Source organism: Streptomyces sp. NPDC058877 (assembly GCF_042742855.1).
Lineage (GTDB): Bacteria > Actinomycetota > Actinomycetes > Streptomycetales > Streptomycetaceae > Streptomyces.
Map to the genome: position 1 here is coordinate 1 of NZ_JBHYMF010000162.1, position 14,577 is coordinate 14,577.

General features: G+C 68.5%; 12 protein-coding genes. 5 read left to right on the forward strand and 7 right to left on the reverse strand.

The window, feature by feature from the left end; genetic code table 11:
• Positions 1-112 precede the first annotated feature (112 nt).
• The 4 genes from ACFW2Y_RS27990 to ACFW2Y_RS28005 form a co-directional block, all read right to left on the reverse strand.
• Positions 113-937, reverse strand: coding sequence for a BTAD domain-containing putative transcriptional regulator (locus tag ACFW2Y_RS27990; RefSeq protein ID WP_384884751.1), 825 nt, complete (start codon positions 935-937; stop codon positions 113-115).
• A 464-nt stretch (positions 938-1,401) separates the two neighbouring features.
• Complete coding sequence (locus ACFW2Y_RS27995; protein WP_384884753.1) at positions 1,402-2,232, reverse strand: BTAD domain-containing putative transcriptional regulator; 831 nt, start codon at positions 2,230-2,232, stop codon at positions 1,402-1,404.
• Positions 2,233-3,133: 901 nt separating this feature from the next.
• Positions 3,134-6,073 (reverse strand): CHAT domain-containing protein, encoded by a 2,940-nt coding sequence (locus ACFW2Y_RS28000; protein WP_384884755.1) that lies wholly within the window; start codon positions 6,071-6,073, stop codon positions 3,134-3,136.
• Complete coding sequence (locus ACFW2Y_RS28005) at positions 6,070-7,392, reverse strand: hypothetical protein (RefSeq protein ID WP_384884756.1); 1,323 nt, start codon at positions 7,390-7,392, stop codon at positions 6,070-6,072. The genes ACFW2Y_RS28000 and ACFW2Y_RS28005 overlap by 4 nt, the downstream gene beginning before the upstream one ends.
• A 151-nt stretch (positions 7,393-7,543) precedes the next feature.
• Here ACFW2Y_RS28005 and ACFW2Y_RS28010 point away from each other — a divergent pair, with 151 nt between their 5' ends.
• Both ACFW2Y_RS28010 and ACFW2Y_RS28015 read left to right on the forward strand, forming a co-directional pair.
• Positions 7,544-7,915, forward strand: coding sequence for a hypothetical protein (locus ACFW2Y_RS28010; protein WP_384884757.1), 372 nt, complete (start codon positions 7,544-7,546; stop codon positions 7,913-7,915).
• A 2-nt stretch (positions 7,916-7,917) separates the two neighbouring features.
• The gene (locus ACFW2Y_RS28015; RefSeq protein ID WP_384884759.1) at positions 7,918-8,892 is read left to right on the forward strand and encodes a hypothetical protein; all 975 of its coding nucleotides are present in this window, start codon (positions 7,918-7,920) and stop codon (positions 8,890-8,892) included.
• A 122-nt stretch (positions 8,893-9,014) separates the two neighbouring features.
• On the opposite strand, the gene ACFW2Y_RS28020 is transcribed toward ACFW2Y_RS28015, so the two are convergent.
• Together ACFW2Y_RS28020 and ACFW2Y_RS28025 are read right to left on the reverse strand one after the other, a co-directional pair.
• Entirely contained in the window at positions 9,015-9,389 is a 375-nt protein-coding gene (locus ACFW2Y_RS28020) for a toxin Doc (RefSeq protein WP_384884760.1), read from the reverse strand.
• Complete coding sequence (locus ACFW2Y_RS28025; protein WP_384884762.1) at positions 9,389-9,628, reverse strand: hypothetical protein; 240 nt, start codon at positions 9,626-9,628, stop codon at positions 9,389-9,391. The genes ACFW2Y_RS28020 and ACFW2Y_RS28025 overlap by 1 nt, the downstream gene beginning before the upstream one ends.
• 345 nt (positions 9,629-9,973) lie before the next feature.
• On the opposite strand from ACFW2Y_RS28025, the gene ACFW2Y_RS28030 reads away from it, so the two are divergent.
• Together ACFW2Y_RS28030 and ACFW2Y_RS28035 are read left to right on the forward strand one after the other, a co-directional pair.
• Entirely contained in the window at positions 9,974-10,138 is a 165-nt protein-coding gene (locus tag ACFW2Y_RS28030) for a hypothetical protein (RefSeq protein WP_384884763.1), read from the forward strand.
• A 197-nt stretch (positions 10,139-10,335) separates the two neighbouring features.
• Positions 10,336-11,424: a hypothetical protein gene (locus ACFW2Y_RS28035; RefSeq protein WP_384884765.1), complete on the forward strand. Its 1,089-nt coding sequence runs from the start codon at positions 10,336-10,338 to the stop codon at positions 11,422-11,424.
• A gap of 801 nt (positions 11,425-12,225) precedes the next feature.
• Here the strand turns inward: ACFW2Y_RS28035 and ACFW2Y_RS28040 are convergent.
• The gene (locus tag ACFW2Y_RS28040) at positions 12,226-12,885 is read right to left on the reverse strand and encodes a ScbR family autoregulator-binding transcription factor (RefSeq protein WP_384884766.1); all 660 of its coding nucleotides are present in this window, start codon (positions 12,883-12,885) and stop codon (positions 12,226-12,228) included.
• 427 nt (positions 12,886-13,312) lie between these two features.
• Between ACFW2Y_RS28040 and ACFW2Y_RS28045 the strand changes: the two genes are divergently transcribed.
• Positions 13,313-14,308 (forward strand): ScbA/BarX family gamma-butyrolactone biosynthesis protein, encoded by a 996-nt coding sequence (locus ACFW2Y_RS28045; protein WP_384884768.1) that lies wholly within the window; start codon positions 13,313-13,315, stop codon positions 14,306-14,308.
• Positions 14,309-14,577 lie beyond the last annotated feature (269 nt).

Sequence of the window (14,577 nt, forward strand, 5' to 3'; positions counted from 1 at the left end):
GCCCGAGCTGCCCTCGTCGTCCTGCAGCTCGAACACGGCCGCACCGCCTGAATGAAGATCACAAACCGTCACGAGACGTTACCGAGAAGGGTTCATTGGGTGGAATTATCTTTCAATGGGCGGTGAAGAGGTCGTAAGTGGAGGTCGGGTGGGTGGTGGTGAGGGTGTTGAGGGTGGGGTTGACGGTGAGGATGGCTTGGTGGAGTCGCTGTATTTGGGGAGACGGCTCGACGCCTAGTTCGGTGATCAGGTGGGTGCGGAGGTGGTGGTAGAGGGTGAGTGCGGTGGCGCGTCGTCCCGAGCGGTAGAGGGCGAGCATGGCTTGCGCGTGAAGACCTTCGTGCTGGGGGTGGCGGGCGGTGAGCTGGGTGAGCTCGGCGAGGATTTCAGTGTGCCGGCCGAGACGGAGGTCGGCGTCGATGCGGCGTTCCGTGGTGACGAGGCGACTCTCTTCTAGGCGCATCGTCTCGATTTCCAAGATGGGGCCGACGTGGACGTCCACGAGTGCCGGCCCTTGCCAGAGGGCGAGCGCTTGTTGGAGGAGCGTGGCTGCTTTTTCGTCGTCTCCTTCCTCGAACGCCTGGTGCCCTTGGCGGGCGAGTTGTTCGTAGGTGTGGACGTCGATGGATTCCGTGGGGAACTGGAGGAGATAGCCGCCGTGGCGGGTGGCGAGTATTTCCTTGGCGAGGTGGGGGTTGTGAGGGCCGATGGCGGTGTTCAGCCTTCTTCGGACCTGGAGTATGTAGGACTGGAGGGTGGTGAGAGCGCTGTGGGGCGGCTGGGTACCCCAGATCTCTTCCATGAGTGTGGTGACGGGTACGACACGGCCGGGGTAAAGCGCGAGGAGTGCCAGGATTTGTCGCGGCTTCCGGGCGGTCGGAACGATCGAGACATCGTTGATTTCTGCGTTCAGCGGGCCTAGAACCTGAATCTTCATCGTGCTCTCCGTCGCCGTGATCGAGTTTTGCTGTTTTCTGTCTCGGTTCGTTCGAGGTGTAAAGGTTAATGATCTCCCGGGCGAGCCTTCGTGGATTCTTGAAGCCTTGTTGAGCGTATTCTCTGGCGTTTTCGGGAATGTGGTTCTTGTGAGGATTGTTTTGATGCCGTGCGTGGCGCGGCATGTTCGCCGATCGGGACCCACGAGAGGGCCCTGGAGTCCGTGCAGGTGGCTGCTCGTCGGCATTTGCAGTGAGCGCAGGTGGGTTTGAGCGGAAGCCGTTTTGGTGCGGCGGCATCGCCCCGTCCCGTTCGTTTCGGCTCTCTCCGTCCCGTCTGCCCCAGCCCCAGGCCACCACCCCGGCTCGTCCTGATCCGTTGCGGCCCCGTCGCGGTGCGCCCTGACCTGGCCCGCCTGGGCGGGGTTCCGGCTCGGTTCCTTCCGGCCCGTGGGCGTGCCCCGCTTTAGGCGTGGGCGAGTTGGTGGGGTTTGGCTGGGGGTGCGGCGAGGACGGTCCGTTGGAGCCGTTGGAGGGGAGCGGAGGGTTCGAGGCCCAGCTCGCGCACGAGCGTGTTGCGTAGGTGCTGGTAGGCGGCGAGCGCTTCTTGCCGTCGACCCGAGCGGTGCAGTGCGAGCATGAACTGGCCGTGGAGGTTTTCGTGGGTCCGGTACCGGTTGGTGAGCACGGTGAGTTCGGCCAGTAGTTCTCGATGGCGTCCCAGCGCGAGGTCGGCCTCGATGCGCTGGTCCAGGGCGCAGAGTCGATTCTCTTCCAAGCGGCGCTTTTCCAGGTCCAGTTGCGTGCCGCTGTGGACGTCGGCGAGGGCCGGGCCGGTCCACAGGGCGAGTGCTTGTCGCAGGACGCGCGCGGCGGTGGGGAAGTCGCCGGCATCCATTGCCCGGTAGCCTCGCCCGGCGATTCGGTCGAACTCCCTTACGTCACTGGAGCCTTGGCCGCTGTTGAGCAAGTAGCCTCCGGGCAGGGTGACCAAGACGTCCTTCGCGGTGCGTGGAGAGGAGTTCCGGGCCTCCTCGTCATGCCGGCTTGCTGCGTCTTCTTGCTGTAGTGCGGTGGAGATGAGCGCGCGGACCTGGAGGACGTACGTCTGCAGGGTGGTGCGGGCGCTGCGCGGCGGCTTGGTGGCCCATAGCTCGTCGATCAGTGCGGGCACGGAGACGGTTTGGTCTGCGTGGAGGGCTAAGAGGGCCAGGACCTGTCGGGGCTTGGGGGCGGTGGGGGTGATGGACCGCCCGTTCTCCCGTACTGACAGTGGGCCCAGTACCTCGATGTCCACGCTGAACTCCCCCTGGTACCCGGTTGGTTTGGTCCTTGCGCTCGGGCTCCGCTAGTAAAAAACAGGACCGATGGTTTGTCAATAGAAGACCAAGTGTGCTGTTTTGACTTCGCCGCGCCTCTGTGGTGGTGGAGGGTAATCGTGCTCTGAGCTGGCCTTTTGTTCGATCGCGTGAGGCCTTCCCGGTCCTCGCGGGGGGTGTTGCTGCTGCGCCTGCCGTCTCGCCGGGCGGTGGCGCGGGCATGACGAGGGCCTTAAACAGACCAATCGGTTTAGTGTGAGAGCGCTTTCGGGGCGATGGCGGTGGCTTGTTCCGTGCCGTCGTCTGGTGTTTCGATGAGGGCAGGACGAGCGGGCCGCCCTGACGGCATGGACGGCGCCGGGCGGCGCTGGCGAGGTCCGCAGCAGTCGGCGATGTGGATCGGTGAAGACCTCCACCCCGTGCCGTGTCCTTCGTGCTTCCGGAACAGGAGGACCGGTCGGCAGCACGGTGCCGTCCAGGAGCACGAACGCCTTGCGGGCCGCGATCGTCACTTGGAACGAGCAGACCCGCCACCGGCGCCGACGGCAACGACGTCCGGGGCGACCGACCTCCGTCGACCACGAGGCCGCTGCGAGCCCACCCGCAGTCCTGGCTGCATGCCCCCGCTGTCACCCGATCGTGCAGCAGCCCCCGGGCGGACACCGATCCACACCGAACGCCGGATCATCGAGGTCCGCCTCCTGTGACGGTGGGGCCCGCCCCACATCGCGAACCTGCTGGACCTGGCGCCCTCCACCGTCCACCGCGTGCTGACCCGCTACGGCCTGGGCCCGGCTGATCCATCTGGCCCGGGCCACCGACACCGTCGTCCGCTGCTACGAAGCAGGCACGGCCGGGTGCTTGCTGGGGTGCCACCGCTCAGGCCCCGGCGTGCAGGTACGCCGCCCAGAGGTAGGGGTTGCGGGTGCGGTCGTACGGCCCGGACAGGTCCGCGCCGTCGCGCATGCCGCGCACTGCCCCGTGGAGTGCATGGGCAGCGCGATCGGTGTCCGGGGGAGCGGAGTCGCTGCGCAGACCGGCGTAGAAGGTGTCGGCGACCGTGGCCGCCGTGCGGTCGTCGATGTCCCAGAGGGAGCCGATCACGTGGGGGAAGCCGACGAGCTGGAAGGCGGACGTGAGGTGGATGGCCTCGTCGGAAAGTCCGCCGCGGGCCGTTGACGATGCGCTGCCGCACGCCGAGAGGTACGCCAGCCGGGCGTTGTCGAGCTCGGCGGGCAGCAGGTTCTGGACGGTCAGTGGGCTGTGCTCGTGGTCGTGCAGGAGGAGCCTGCTGCGTGACGGATCGGCACCATCGGTGATGCCGTGACAGGCGAAGTGTGCAACCGTGACGCCGGGGAGTCTGGCCAGCACCTCGGTGCCGACGGCTGGCCCGTCCGCCGCCGGCTCGGCCGGCACCTCCGGATTGCACAGGAGCGTTGTCCGGCCGAAGTGCCGACGGACCCGAGCGACTTCCTCCAGTGCTTGGTGCAACGGCCCGCCGCCGGGCAGGCCCGGGGTGACGGGCATGGCCACCAACAACGCATGGTGAGGGACGGGCCCTGAGCGTTCCGGCCGCCGGGTCTGCTCCCTAGCGTGTCGCAGGGCGCGCAGGGTCGGCGTGTACGAGCAGACCACGCGGTCCAGCACCGAACGGCGCTCCGGCCCGGTGTGGTGTCCGGCGGCGTGCAGGGGCAGCAGCCCCAGCGCGCCGCCCGGGGCCCACCACAAGCGGGGCCAGGAATCCCCCGGCCCGGGCTCCCGGGTGTGGCCCAGCCGGTTCAGTACGGGCTCGGCCACGGCGTCCCACAGCCACCCGAGCACCGACGTCAGTTCGTCCTGCGCGGCCAGCAGTCGCTCGAATCCCCGGTTCGCCGCCATCGTGTCAATGGCCTTGCGGAATGCGGAGACCCGCTCGGTGACGGTCTCCGGGGTCAGGGCCGGGAGCCGCACGGACACGACGCCGTCCGCGGTCAGCAGCAGGGCGTCGCTGCGCAGGGCGCTTACGTTCAGCATCACGACGGCGCCTTCGGCGGCTTCAGCGCGGGCTTCGTCGAGGGTGGGCGGCTCGCCGAAGCTGGTGAGGCGGTCCCTGACCCGTTGTGTCAGCGCATCGAGTTCGGCGGCATGCTGCCGCTGCTCCCGCGCGATGCGCTCCTGCCAGGCGGCATGGGCCACGATGTCCGTGTCGCCCACGGGCGGAAGTCCGCCGGGGACGGGGTCCTCGACCCGGCGACGCGCCTCTTTGAAACGCCGGACCAGCTCGGGCTCGATCCGGGAGAGTTCCGCCAGATCGCCACGGGTGCCGAGGACGTGGCCGAGGAGCACCGCCCGCCCCGCTTCCAGCGTCTGAAAGGCACGCTCCGCCCGCTGCCGCGCGGTTCCCCGACGCGCGCCGAGCGCGAGAGCCGCTGCGGTACCCGCCGACCCGCCCAGGCGCGACAGCATGTGCTGGCGGTCCGCCCGGTACGAGTACCACGTTGCGATCTGGGGCAGGAGCGTGATGGCGGCCTCAGCGAGGTCGGCCGCGCGGTCGGGGTCCTCGGCGGCAAGCATCCGGGCAGCGACGAGCGCGGCGGTGATCCGGACGTTCGCGTCCGTCGCCTGCTCCTCCCAGGCGCTGACTCCCCAGCGGATCGCCCCGGCCCTGTCGTGAGCGGAGCCGGTGCGTGCGTGCCGGTCCATCAGGGCCGATGCCATCGAGGAAGCCGCCGAACCGCGTGCCGGTCGCCCCGCGGGCACGTCGCGGAGGACCGTGTCGAGGCACGTGACCGACAGGTCCAGGTCAGCTGCCGCGCTCGGGGCTTCCGGGCTGTGCGAGGCTCGTGCGTGGAGGGCGATCGCCAGGCCGGACAGCGCCGTCAGTCGGCTCATGCTGCCCGTGTCCGCTTCCGCGGCAGCGGCTTCGAGGGCGGTGACCGCCAGGTCCAGATCAGCCGGTACGCCCTGGGCGTCGTAGCGGCGGTGCAGGGCGACGCCCAGGCTGTACAACCAGGCGCTCCGGTCCGGTTCGGCCGCCACGGCGTCTTGTAGGAGTCCGATGCCGGCCTCCAGGTACTCCAATCGCCGAGTGCGGTCGTAGTAGACGCGCAGGGCCTCGCCCAGATCGCTGGCACGGGCCGGTCGCTCGGAGTGGGCCGCCGGGGTCACGTCGAAGGCCGTGTACGCGTAACCGACCGCAGCCAGGAGGTCGGCCCGCTCCTCGGTGCGCCCGTAGCGCAACAGCAGCGCCTCGGAGAGGCGGGCGAGACCCCGGCCGTGATCGGCGCCGCTGCCGGGCTGTTGCCGTACGGCGTCCGAGAGGCGTTCGACGGCCGTGTCGAGGTCCCGGAGGCGGCCGGTGCAGTCGTAGCGGGTCAGCAGCGCGATGCCGAGGCCGTCGAGCAGGTCACCGTGGTGGGGGCTGCCGACGGGACAGTGCGGCAGTGCCCTTTCGTAAGAGGCCACCGAGGCCTCGGCGTCCTCGATGCTGCCGGTCCGGAAGGCGCGCAGCTCCAGCAGTCTGCCGAGCGACCAAAGCATTTCCGTCCGGTCGGCTTCGCCTCCCGGTTCGCGGCGCAGTGCTTCCTCGCAGCGCTCGACGGCCGCGTCCAGATCACGCGGGTCACGGTGGCTCCGGTAACGCCTGCGCAGGGCGTCGCTCAGCAACAGGAGGCGGCCGGAGAGGCCCGTGTCCTCGGGATCGGATATGCGGACGGCCTCTTCGAGGAAGTCGACCGCTCGGTCGAAATCGTCTGGCCGGCTGCCTCTCTCCGGTCCGTTCTCGGGGCTGGGCATGCCGCCGGCCGCGGGCGTGCCCTGCCTGCGGAGGCCCTCTGTCACGCCGTCTCCTGGGCATTGCTCCCGCTTGCCGGGGAATCGGAAGCGCCACGCAGGCTCCGAGCTCCGTAGGCCGCGCCGAGGAGGGTGAGGACGTCGGCCCGCTTGGGGTGGTCCGGACCCGCCGAGGCGATCGCGGCCCGGTAGTAGGCGATGGCGAGGTCCAGCCACTGCGGCTCCCCAAGGTCGGCCTTCCCGCGCAGCCGGCACAGCCCGCCCAGTGCGGCGAGGGTGTCCACGGGGTCGTGTTCCTCGTGCCCCGGAATCGGGCCGGGCACGGGTGGGACCGCTTCGGTCATGCGCCGCAGGACGTCCCGGGACGTCCTGCCGGTGTCCCGTTCGCGTTGGGTTGCCGCCCGCCAAGCCGTGTACTGGGATCGATCGGCATGTCCCTCGGGCGTGTGCCGCAGGGCCAGGTCGTACTGGGCCAAGGCCTCGTCCAGGTCGCCGATGCGGTTCGTCCAGGCAGCCCGGGCGTGGAGCGCGGCGCCCAGGCCGGCATGGATGTGGCCGCGCTCCCGGTGGTCCGGTGGTGCGAGACGGTCCGCGGTGCGCAGACAGTCGAGGGCGTCGCTGAGGTCCGCGGGATGGGAGTCCTCGGTGTAGCGGTCCCGGAGGGCGTGACCCAGCATGGCCAGGTAGGTGGGCGAGGCAGGGACGAGGACCAGCACTTCCCGGAGCTTTCCGATCGCCCGGTCCAGGTCGCCGCGATCCTTCCGGCGGTGGTAGCGGGTGATGAGGATCTGGCTCAGGTTGAAGAGGTCGCCGGGGTCCTGCGCCGCGTCGTCGCGGGCTGCCGTGGCCGCCGTGAGCAGGTCGGTCGCGGTGTCGAGGTCGGAGTCGTCCGCATCGGGCCCCGCACGCATCGCGCGGGTGCGCAGGACCCCTGCCAGGAGGGACAGCCGCGAGGCCTGATGGGGGTGGCCGGGGGGCGTGTCGTCCACGATCCGTTGCAGGAGCGCCGCCGTGTGCTCCAGCAGTCCGGGGTCGTCGTCCGTCAGCACTCGCCGGAACTGCTCGATGGCCACGGGCTCGGCCCCGTTGGCGAGGTAGGGCAGCAGTGGTTCGGGCAGCCCCTGGACGCCGTCCTCGTAGCAGGACACCAGCAGTTCGAGGGCGCGGCGCACCTCCGGCTCACGCTCGCCCTCGGGGGTGAGCGAGGTGCGGAGCCAGTGGATCCACCCGAGGACGAAGCACACGGTCGGATCGGCGTGGTCGTTCTCCACGAGCCAGGACTCAAGCCTTGCCGCCTCCGCCACCGCAATGGGTGTCAGCAGGCCTGAAGCGTCATTGCTCTCCTCGACCTCCCGCACCTGATGCATGACCGCGGACAGTAATTCGTCCCGCATCCCGCCCCCATGTGGGTACGTACAACTATGATTCAAAGCAACGAAGTTGACGCACAATTCCATTATAGGACGAACGGCGAGCACGGGGGACGGGGTGCCACAATCCATTGAGGTCCGCAATGTCATGACCCGGTCCGGTACGGCCGCTGTGTGCGAGAACGGGGAGAGCTACCGGGCGGCGCTGCTGTCCCGGCTCGGCGACGCGGGAGCTCTGGACCGCGCAGCCGAGGCGCTCCGCACCGGAGTCGATCCCATCACCGCTCTCGACGAACTGGATGCCGCGCTGCAGGCATCGGGGGACCCGCGCGGGTTGTACGGAGCCCTGAGGGGTGCGCCCGACCCGTCCGCGGCAGCGGGCATCACCTCCACGGCGCCCGGGGAGTCGGTGTACCTGTGCCCCACGGAGAGGTGCCCCCGCTTCTGGCTGCCGGAAGGCACGGGCACGGTGGCACGGTGCTCCCTCTCCGAGGCGCCGCTGCGGCGCAGAAAGCTCTAGCGATGCTGTCGGCCTTCGCGTCCGAACTGGGGAAGAAACTGGCCGAGCGCTGGCTGACCCTCCTGGTGCTGCCCGGCGCGCTCTACTTGGCAGTGGCGGTCGCGGCACGGGTTCTGGGCCACGCGCACGCCCTGGACCCCTCCCGACTGCTGCCCTGGCTGGACTCCGTGGCCGAGTCGAAGGCGGCGAGCGGCATCGGGGGAGTGACCGTACTGTCCGCCGGGGTGCTCGTGGCCGCCGCCGCGGCCGGCATCGCCGCCCAGGCCCTCGGCACCGTGTTGGAACGCGTCGCGCTGGCGGCGGACTGGCGGCAGCTGCCCGCCTGGTCGCGGGAGCGGGTGGCCCGCCGCGTGGCCGCCCGCCGCGTGGCGTGGGAGGCGGCGGCCCGGGACTGGCACGCGCTCCGACGGGCCGCCGCCACGGCCGCGGCCACCCGGCAGCCGTACGATCCGGCGCCCCGGCTGGAGGCACTCCGGGCGATGCGCAAGATCGCCCCGGAATCACCGGACCGGCCCACCTGGAGCGGCGACCGGCTGAACGCGACGGCGGTTCGCCTCGAACGTGACCTCGGCGTCGACATCGCCGTGTGCTGGCCGCACATGTGGCTGCTGATTCCCGATGCCGAACGCACCCAACTCACCTCCGTACGGAGCGATCTCGCCCGGGCCGCGGTGTTGGGCGGCTGGGCCCTGCTGTACCTGCCGCTCGTCTGGTGGTGGTGGCCGGCCCTGCCGATCGCGGTCGCCATGGGCGTCACGGCATGGCGCCGCACGCGTGCAGCCGCGGACGCCTGGGCCCGGGCACTGGAGACTTCCTGCCGCATGCACCTGCGCAAAGCGGCGGACCAACTGGGAGTCGACACCACCACGGTCGTGACCCCGTACGCCCTGGGGCAGGAGGTCACCCGACTGCTGGAGGGCTCCCCACCCCCACCGCCTCCCCCGTCACCGTCCGAACCCCCGGTGTCCGGCCCCTGAGCCGTCACTGCGCGAGCCGTCGTTACCGCGCTTCGGAGAAGGGCACTTCCGTGCCCCGATGTCCCTGCACCGGCACGGCACACGGGGCCCGGGGCAAGGGGAGGCCGGCGCGGCTCGGGGAGCTACAGGCGCCAGGTCCGGACGCGGTCAGCGGCCTGGTAGACGCTGGCCTTGCCCGCCTGAACGTCGCGGACGAGATCGACCATGGCACCGTAGGGCGGGTCGATGCCTTCGCCGGAAGCGTGCATGTAGGCGGCGGCGACCTGGCAGGCGAACAGACTGTTGCGGTGAGGCAGCGGCTGCAGCCTGACCAAGGTGTGCAGCAGGGCAGCGGCGCGCCAGGCCGGATCGGGGTCGGCGGTGGTGGGGCGCGGGATGCGGGTCTTGTGGCGGGCGACGGCGGCGACGAGGGCGGAGTAGTCGGCGACGCTGACGTCCTCGGGGACGGCCTGCTCCTGGACGTCCAAAAGCCATGGGACGTCGATGTGGAGGATCATCAGGCGGCATCCGCCCCGCGTCCCCGGGCGGCAGGAGGGACCTCGTCGGGGAAGGCCTCGTCGAACTCTGCCCGGTGCGTCTCGCCCCAGGAGGCCGCGTAGCGGACGAACTGGCGGCGCTGGCGCTCACGCAGCGACAGGTCGTGGACGTACTGTTTGAGGGACTTGCCTTCGGCGGCCGCGGCAGCGCGGACCTCCTCCAGTTCCTCATCGGTGAAGGTGACGTTCAAGGACGGCATAGCCCCTGATGGTACCTAGTAGGTACCTGGAAGGCCACTGAATGCGCGCCCCGGCTTCGCAGCAAGCCCTCACCGGGAGTGTTCTACCGGTGTGCAGCACGCTGCGTCCGGCCCCACTGCGGGTGGGGCGCCCGTCCGCGGCGAGGCAAGGACCGAATGGTTGCCGGGCCCGCGGATTCCGCTGCCTCCGGTTCCCCGGGAGCAGGACCTGCTGGTGATCTTGTGCGATCACCAGAACTGCACGGGCTTCACGTTCCGCCGGTCTCGTTGCGGGGCCTGGTCAATGGCCGATTCCGTCGATCATGTGCGACACCACACCGGCAGACGGCCTGGCACCATGGGTCGGTGTCCGCACCCTTCGAGCGCCCTGGCGCCGAACAGCGCGGCCTGTCCGCGTTGCTGAGCGGCCTGATGGGCAACCCCGCCGCAGCACCGGAGGTTCTCGTCCGCCTCACGGCGGCGAGCGTCGATCGAACCGGGCCCGCACGGCGCCGTGACCTGCCCGTGTAGGCCGCGGTGACCCTCGCCGGCGATCAGGACGCGCGCCTGCGGTCGGAGCTGGCTGCACACCCGCATCTCCCGGCATCTCCCGGCCGAGTTGCAAACCGTCCTCGCCCGGGACATTGATGCACGGGTCCGCGGCCGTCCGGCGAAAGGCGCCGAGTACTTCACCACTGCCGGCCTGCACGGGCGACACCCCCGGGCCGTTGCCGCGAGAGGTCTACGAACTGCTGGCCCGGGCCCCGAAGCCGGAGGCCCGCCGCGCCCCGGCGTTCAACCATCACCTGCCCGACGACATTCGGGCCAGGATCCGCGACGACGACGATGCGCGAACGGCCGCCGTCGCCGCCGACGAGTGGGACCCCGCGCCGGTCTCCCGGGTCAGCGAACTCTTGTCGCGGGCCACGCCCATCGGTCGAGAACTGCTCCTGCTCCGTCTGGACGGTCTGCTTCCTGCCGGGGCCGCCCGCGGCATGCTCGCCGACATCGCCCCCTCCGCGGACCCGGAGGACGGCGTCGGACTACGGAGGCGGATCGCCGCGATCGCCGACCTGACTGCCCGCTTCCTGGCGGCCCCGCAGCTGCGCGCTGCGGTTGCGGCCAATCCGACACTGGATGTCGAGCACGTCACGGCTCTGGCGCACGATCCCGACAACCAGGTCCGCGCGGCGGTCGTCGCGCGCCGCGGCCTCGACCCGGTGCTGCGCGAGTCGACGTCCGTCGAGTACGACGATCACAGCAGCGGCAACACCGTCGAATGGCTGCTGACCGAAGACCTGTCCGAACCAGATCGGCTCGCCTTCGCACGAAGCCGTCACCAAGTCCTCCGCAAGACGCTGGCCATGCGCACCGATCTGTCCGACGAGACTGTCGGCATCCTCGCCGCCGACGAGAGCTTCGCCGTGCGACTGTTCGTGTGCGAACGCCAGCCGAACGCCCCCGGCTGGCTGCTGGCACGCATCGCGGCCGACGGGAAGGACCACAGCCGCTGGGACATGCTCGCCCACAAGAACTTTCCCGATGCTGCCGCCACTGCCCTGGCCCGCTCCGACGACTCGCAGGACCGGGAAGTCGCCGCAGCACACCCCGGGCTTCCGATCGAAACGATCGAGGCACTGCTGGCCGACGACACCGACCGCGTGAGACGTCGAGCAGAGATCAACCCGTCCATTCCGACCGACCGGCCGATCACCCTCCTCGAAGCCGACGAGCCAGCCGTCGTCTGCGGGGCAGCCACGAACCGGATGCTCCCCGTCGCGACGATGCATCAGATCCTCGAACAAGCCCGGCTGTGAGGATGAGACACCCGTTGACGGGCATGGCCCGAGCGGCGCCGGGAACAATCCGTGCCAGACCGTGCGCCCAGTGGTTGCAGGCCCTGGCGGGCAGCTGCCGAGGCGCAGGCCACAGGGACTCCCACCTCCGATGGACCCTCGTCGGCCTCAATGCCGTGCTCGGGCCGTTCACGAGTGTGGCTCATCAGGCACGTCCTGGACCCCAGCGTTTCTTTCCACGCCCCTGATGAACACTTCCTGGCACTTCCCTCCGCACGCGTCTGCCACGGCCCCTCCGCCGAGACCGGGCCCAAGTCTGACCAAGCCCCACTGAAAAGGACGAAGAGCAGCAGCGCATGGACTCCTGAGCCGATTTCAGGAAACCGGCCCTCGAAATCTCATGGAAGAGAACTCTTCCGGAACGCCGCTTCCTGGCCGTCCTCAATGAGGCCACCGCCCGCAGCCGCAGGACCTTCTGCGCCGACGGCAGGAGACGCCGCGCCACCAGATCGCTCACACTCCTCCGACGGCCCAGAATCCAGGGCGCTTTGGACCAGTGGGCTTACAGGGCGCCCTCTCGGGGCGCCCGCCTTGGTCGCCTGTGTGCTTCGCTTGTCATTCCTGCGTGCCCGGGTGCGCTTGCCTTGCGCGGGCACGCAGGGGGCGTGCCGAGGTGGCGGCCGTACCCGAATGGTCCATCCGGTGTCCGCTGGGAGTTGACCGAGTCGGTTCTTGCCGCGTGGCGTCTGGACCATTGGCGCAGGGCTCTGAGCTTCGGCAGGCGGGCACTGAGCGGTCGGGCGGGTTTGTCGGTGCGGCGGGTCAACGTTGGTGTTGTGCGGTGTTTGTTGTGGTTATTTCGGTGTGGACGTGTGCTCCGCGGGTGGGGGTGAGGTCGAGGCGGGCGAGGACGGTGGGGGTGACGACGGTGGGGAGGATGTGTTGGTAGAGGTCGGCGATGCGGTGTTCGAGGTCTTCTCGGTTGCTGAGGGTTTGTGAGTAGATCTGAGCTCCGGTCCAGCAGGCGGAGAGGGTCCAGGCGGTGGCCGGGGGGTTGATGTGGGAGAGGAGTTCGTCTTGTTGCTTGGCCTGGGTGAGGAGTTGCTCGGTGACCTGGATCCAGCCGGGGAGGGATCCGCCGTCGAAGATTTCTTTCATGTCGGGGCCGAGTGAGAGTCGGGCTCCGGCGCTGAGGAGGGGGTCGTGGCGCATGCGGTGCGCGAGGAGCATGCCGGTGTCGATGAGTTCCTGCATGCGGTACTCGCGTGGGGGGACTTCGGCTTGGCTGAACTGCTCGTCCAGGATGCCTTGGGCGAGTGCACGTTTGGAGGCGAAGTGGAAGTAGAGCGCGCCTTTGGTGACGTCTGCTCGTTTGAGGATGTCGGCGATGGTTGCTGCCTTGTAGCCGCGTTCGTCGAAGACCGCGGCTGCGGCTTCCAAGACCGTGCGGCGGGTGCGAACTGCACGTTCCTGTCGTGCCACGGCTGCCTCCGTAGTTCATAGAGTCAGGCGGCTCTGATTCTCCTCAGACCGAGCCATTAGAAAACCAACCAGAAGGTTGGGATTTTTTCAAGCTTTCGTTTCTCAACGGTCGCCTGTTGGTCGGGAACAAGCCATCCTGCTGCTCCGAGGAGCGGTTCATGCTGCTCTGAGTAGCTTCATGGTCACCTGTCCCCACGGGCACGTCTGCCCCTGTGGGGCGGGGCTGGTGACGGCTGCCCAGTGCGCCGGCTCAGGTTGCTGCTTTGCGTTTGATGACACTTTGGTGCGATCTGGTTATTTTTGTGGTGTTACGGGTGGTTGGTTTTGTTGGGGGTGGGTGCCCTCGGTGTCTTGCAAAGAAAACCGGATAGTACGTATCTTCGGGTGTCTGGGTGTGGGTTCTCCTAATGGTGTGGTGGAGGGGGTAATGGGTGTGTTGGCGTTCCGGAAGGGTGTTTTTGAGGTGTCTGCGGGGGGTTCGGGTTGCGTGGGGGGTGGGGTGTTGGGGTTGACGGCGACGGTTCCTCGTGAGTTTGTGCATCGTAGTTCGGTGGCGGAGGTTTTTCTTACGGGGTGTGAGCGGGTTGCTGAGGATGTTTTTGTGGTGAGGGGGCAGTGGCCTCGTGCGCATACTTTTTTTGTGAGCGCTGATGGTCGTTGTCATGATCCGGTGCAGGTGGGTGAGACGGTTCGGCAGGTGGGTCTTTATTTGTGTCATGCGGTGTATGGGGTTCCGTTGGGGCATAAGGTGCTGTTGTGGAGTTTGGATTTTGAGGCTGAGCCGGATGGTTTGTTTATAGGTGGTTGTCCGACGGATCTTGAGTTGGTTGCGACGTGTAGTGATTTTGTTTGGCAGGGGCGCCGGTTTTCGGGGTTGCTGCAGGTTGTTGTTCGGCGTGATGGTCGGGTTTTGGGGCGTGGTCGGGCTCGTTTTAGTTGTGTGCCGGCAGCGGTGTATCAGCGTTTGCGGGGGCCTCATGTGGCGCGGGGTGAGGCTGCGATGGCTTGTGTGTCGCCGCGTGTGCAGCCGGTGTTGGCGTCGTCGGTGGGTAAGGTGACGCCTTTTGATGTGGTGTTGGCTCCTGTGCAGGGTCCGGGGCGGTGGCTGCTGAGTCCGGATTTGGGGCATCCTATTCTTTTTGAGCACGCTAATGATCATCATCCGGGGATGGTGTTGGTGGAGGCGGCGCGTCAGGCAGCGTATGGGGTGGTGCCGGTTGACGGGTTCGTGGTGACGGGGATGGCGTCGGAGTTCCTCAGTTATGCCGAGTTTGATGCCGACTGCTGGGTGGATGCCCGGCTGGTGTCTCGGGACCCGGAGGGTGAGGTGCTGCTGGTGGAGGTGGTGGGGCATCAAGAAGGCCGTGAGGTCTTTCGTGCGCAGGTCACCGCGGTGCGGCAGGCGCAGGCTGTGACGAGCTGAGGGGTGTTTGGTCAGGTGATGCAAAGGTCGGTGAGGTGCTACCGGCTGATCGGCTTGTCTGGTTGTGTCTTGAGACGGCCTTAACGGGACCTTGGTTGAGCGGGTTGAAGTGGACATCGGCTAGTGGTGTCCGCGGTTACGGGATAACTCTGACAGGGCTTGCAGAGAATCGACCTGTAGGTTCTGGGTCTTGACATAGCAGGTCAGCGCGTCGCTCGTCCGTATGTTGTTCTTCTGCGGGCCCGGAGATGCCTTGTGGTGGGGGAGGG

Excerpts from the sequence above, each read along its gene's own strand:
- ACFW2Y_RS27990 (WP_384884751.1), bottom strand. The coding sequence starts at position 937 with ATGAAGATTCAGGTTCTAGGCCCGCTGAACGCAGAAATCAACGATGTC.
- ACFW2Y_RS28005 (WP_384884756.1), bottom strand. The coding sequence starts at position 7,392 with ATGCATCAGGTGCGGGAGGTCGAGGAGAGCAATGACGCTTCAGGCCTG.
- ACFW2Y_RS28010 (WP_384884757.1), top strand. The coding sequence starts at position 7,544 with ATGACCCGGTCCGGTACGGCCGCTGTGTGCGAGAACGGGGAGAGCTAC.
- ACFW2Y_RS28015 (WP_384884759.1), top strand. The coding sequence starts at position 7,918 with ATGCTGTCGGCCTTCGCGTCCGAACTGGGGAAGAAACTGGCCGAGCGC.
- ACFW2Y_RS28020 (WP_384884760.1), bottom strand. The coding sequence starts at position 9,389 with ATGATCCTCCACATCGACGTCCCATGGCTTTTGGACGTCCAGGAGCAG.
- ACFW2Y_RS28025 (WP_384884762.1), bottom strand. The coding sequence starts at position 9,628 with ATGCCGTCCTTGAACGTCACCTTCACCGATGAGGAACTGGAGGAGGTC.
- ACFW2Y_RS28045 (WP_384884768.1), top strand. The coding sequence starts at position 13,313 with ATGGGTGTGTTGGCGTTCCGGAAGGGTGTTTTTGAGGTGTCTGCGGGG.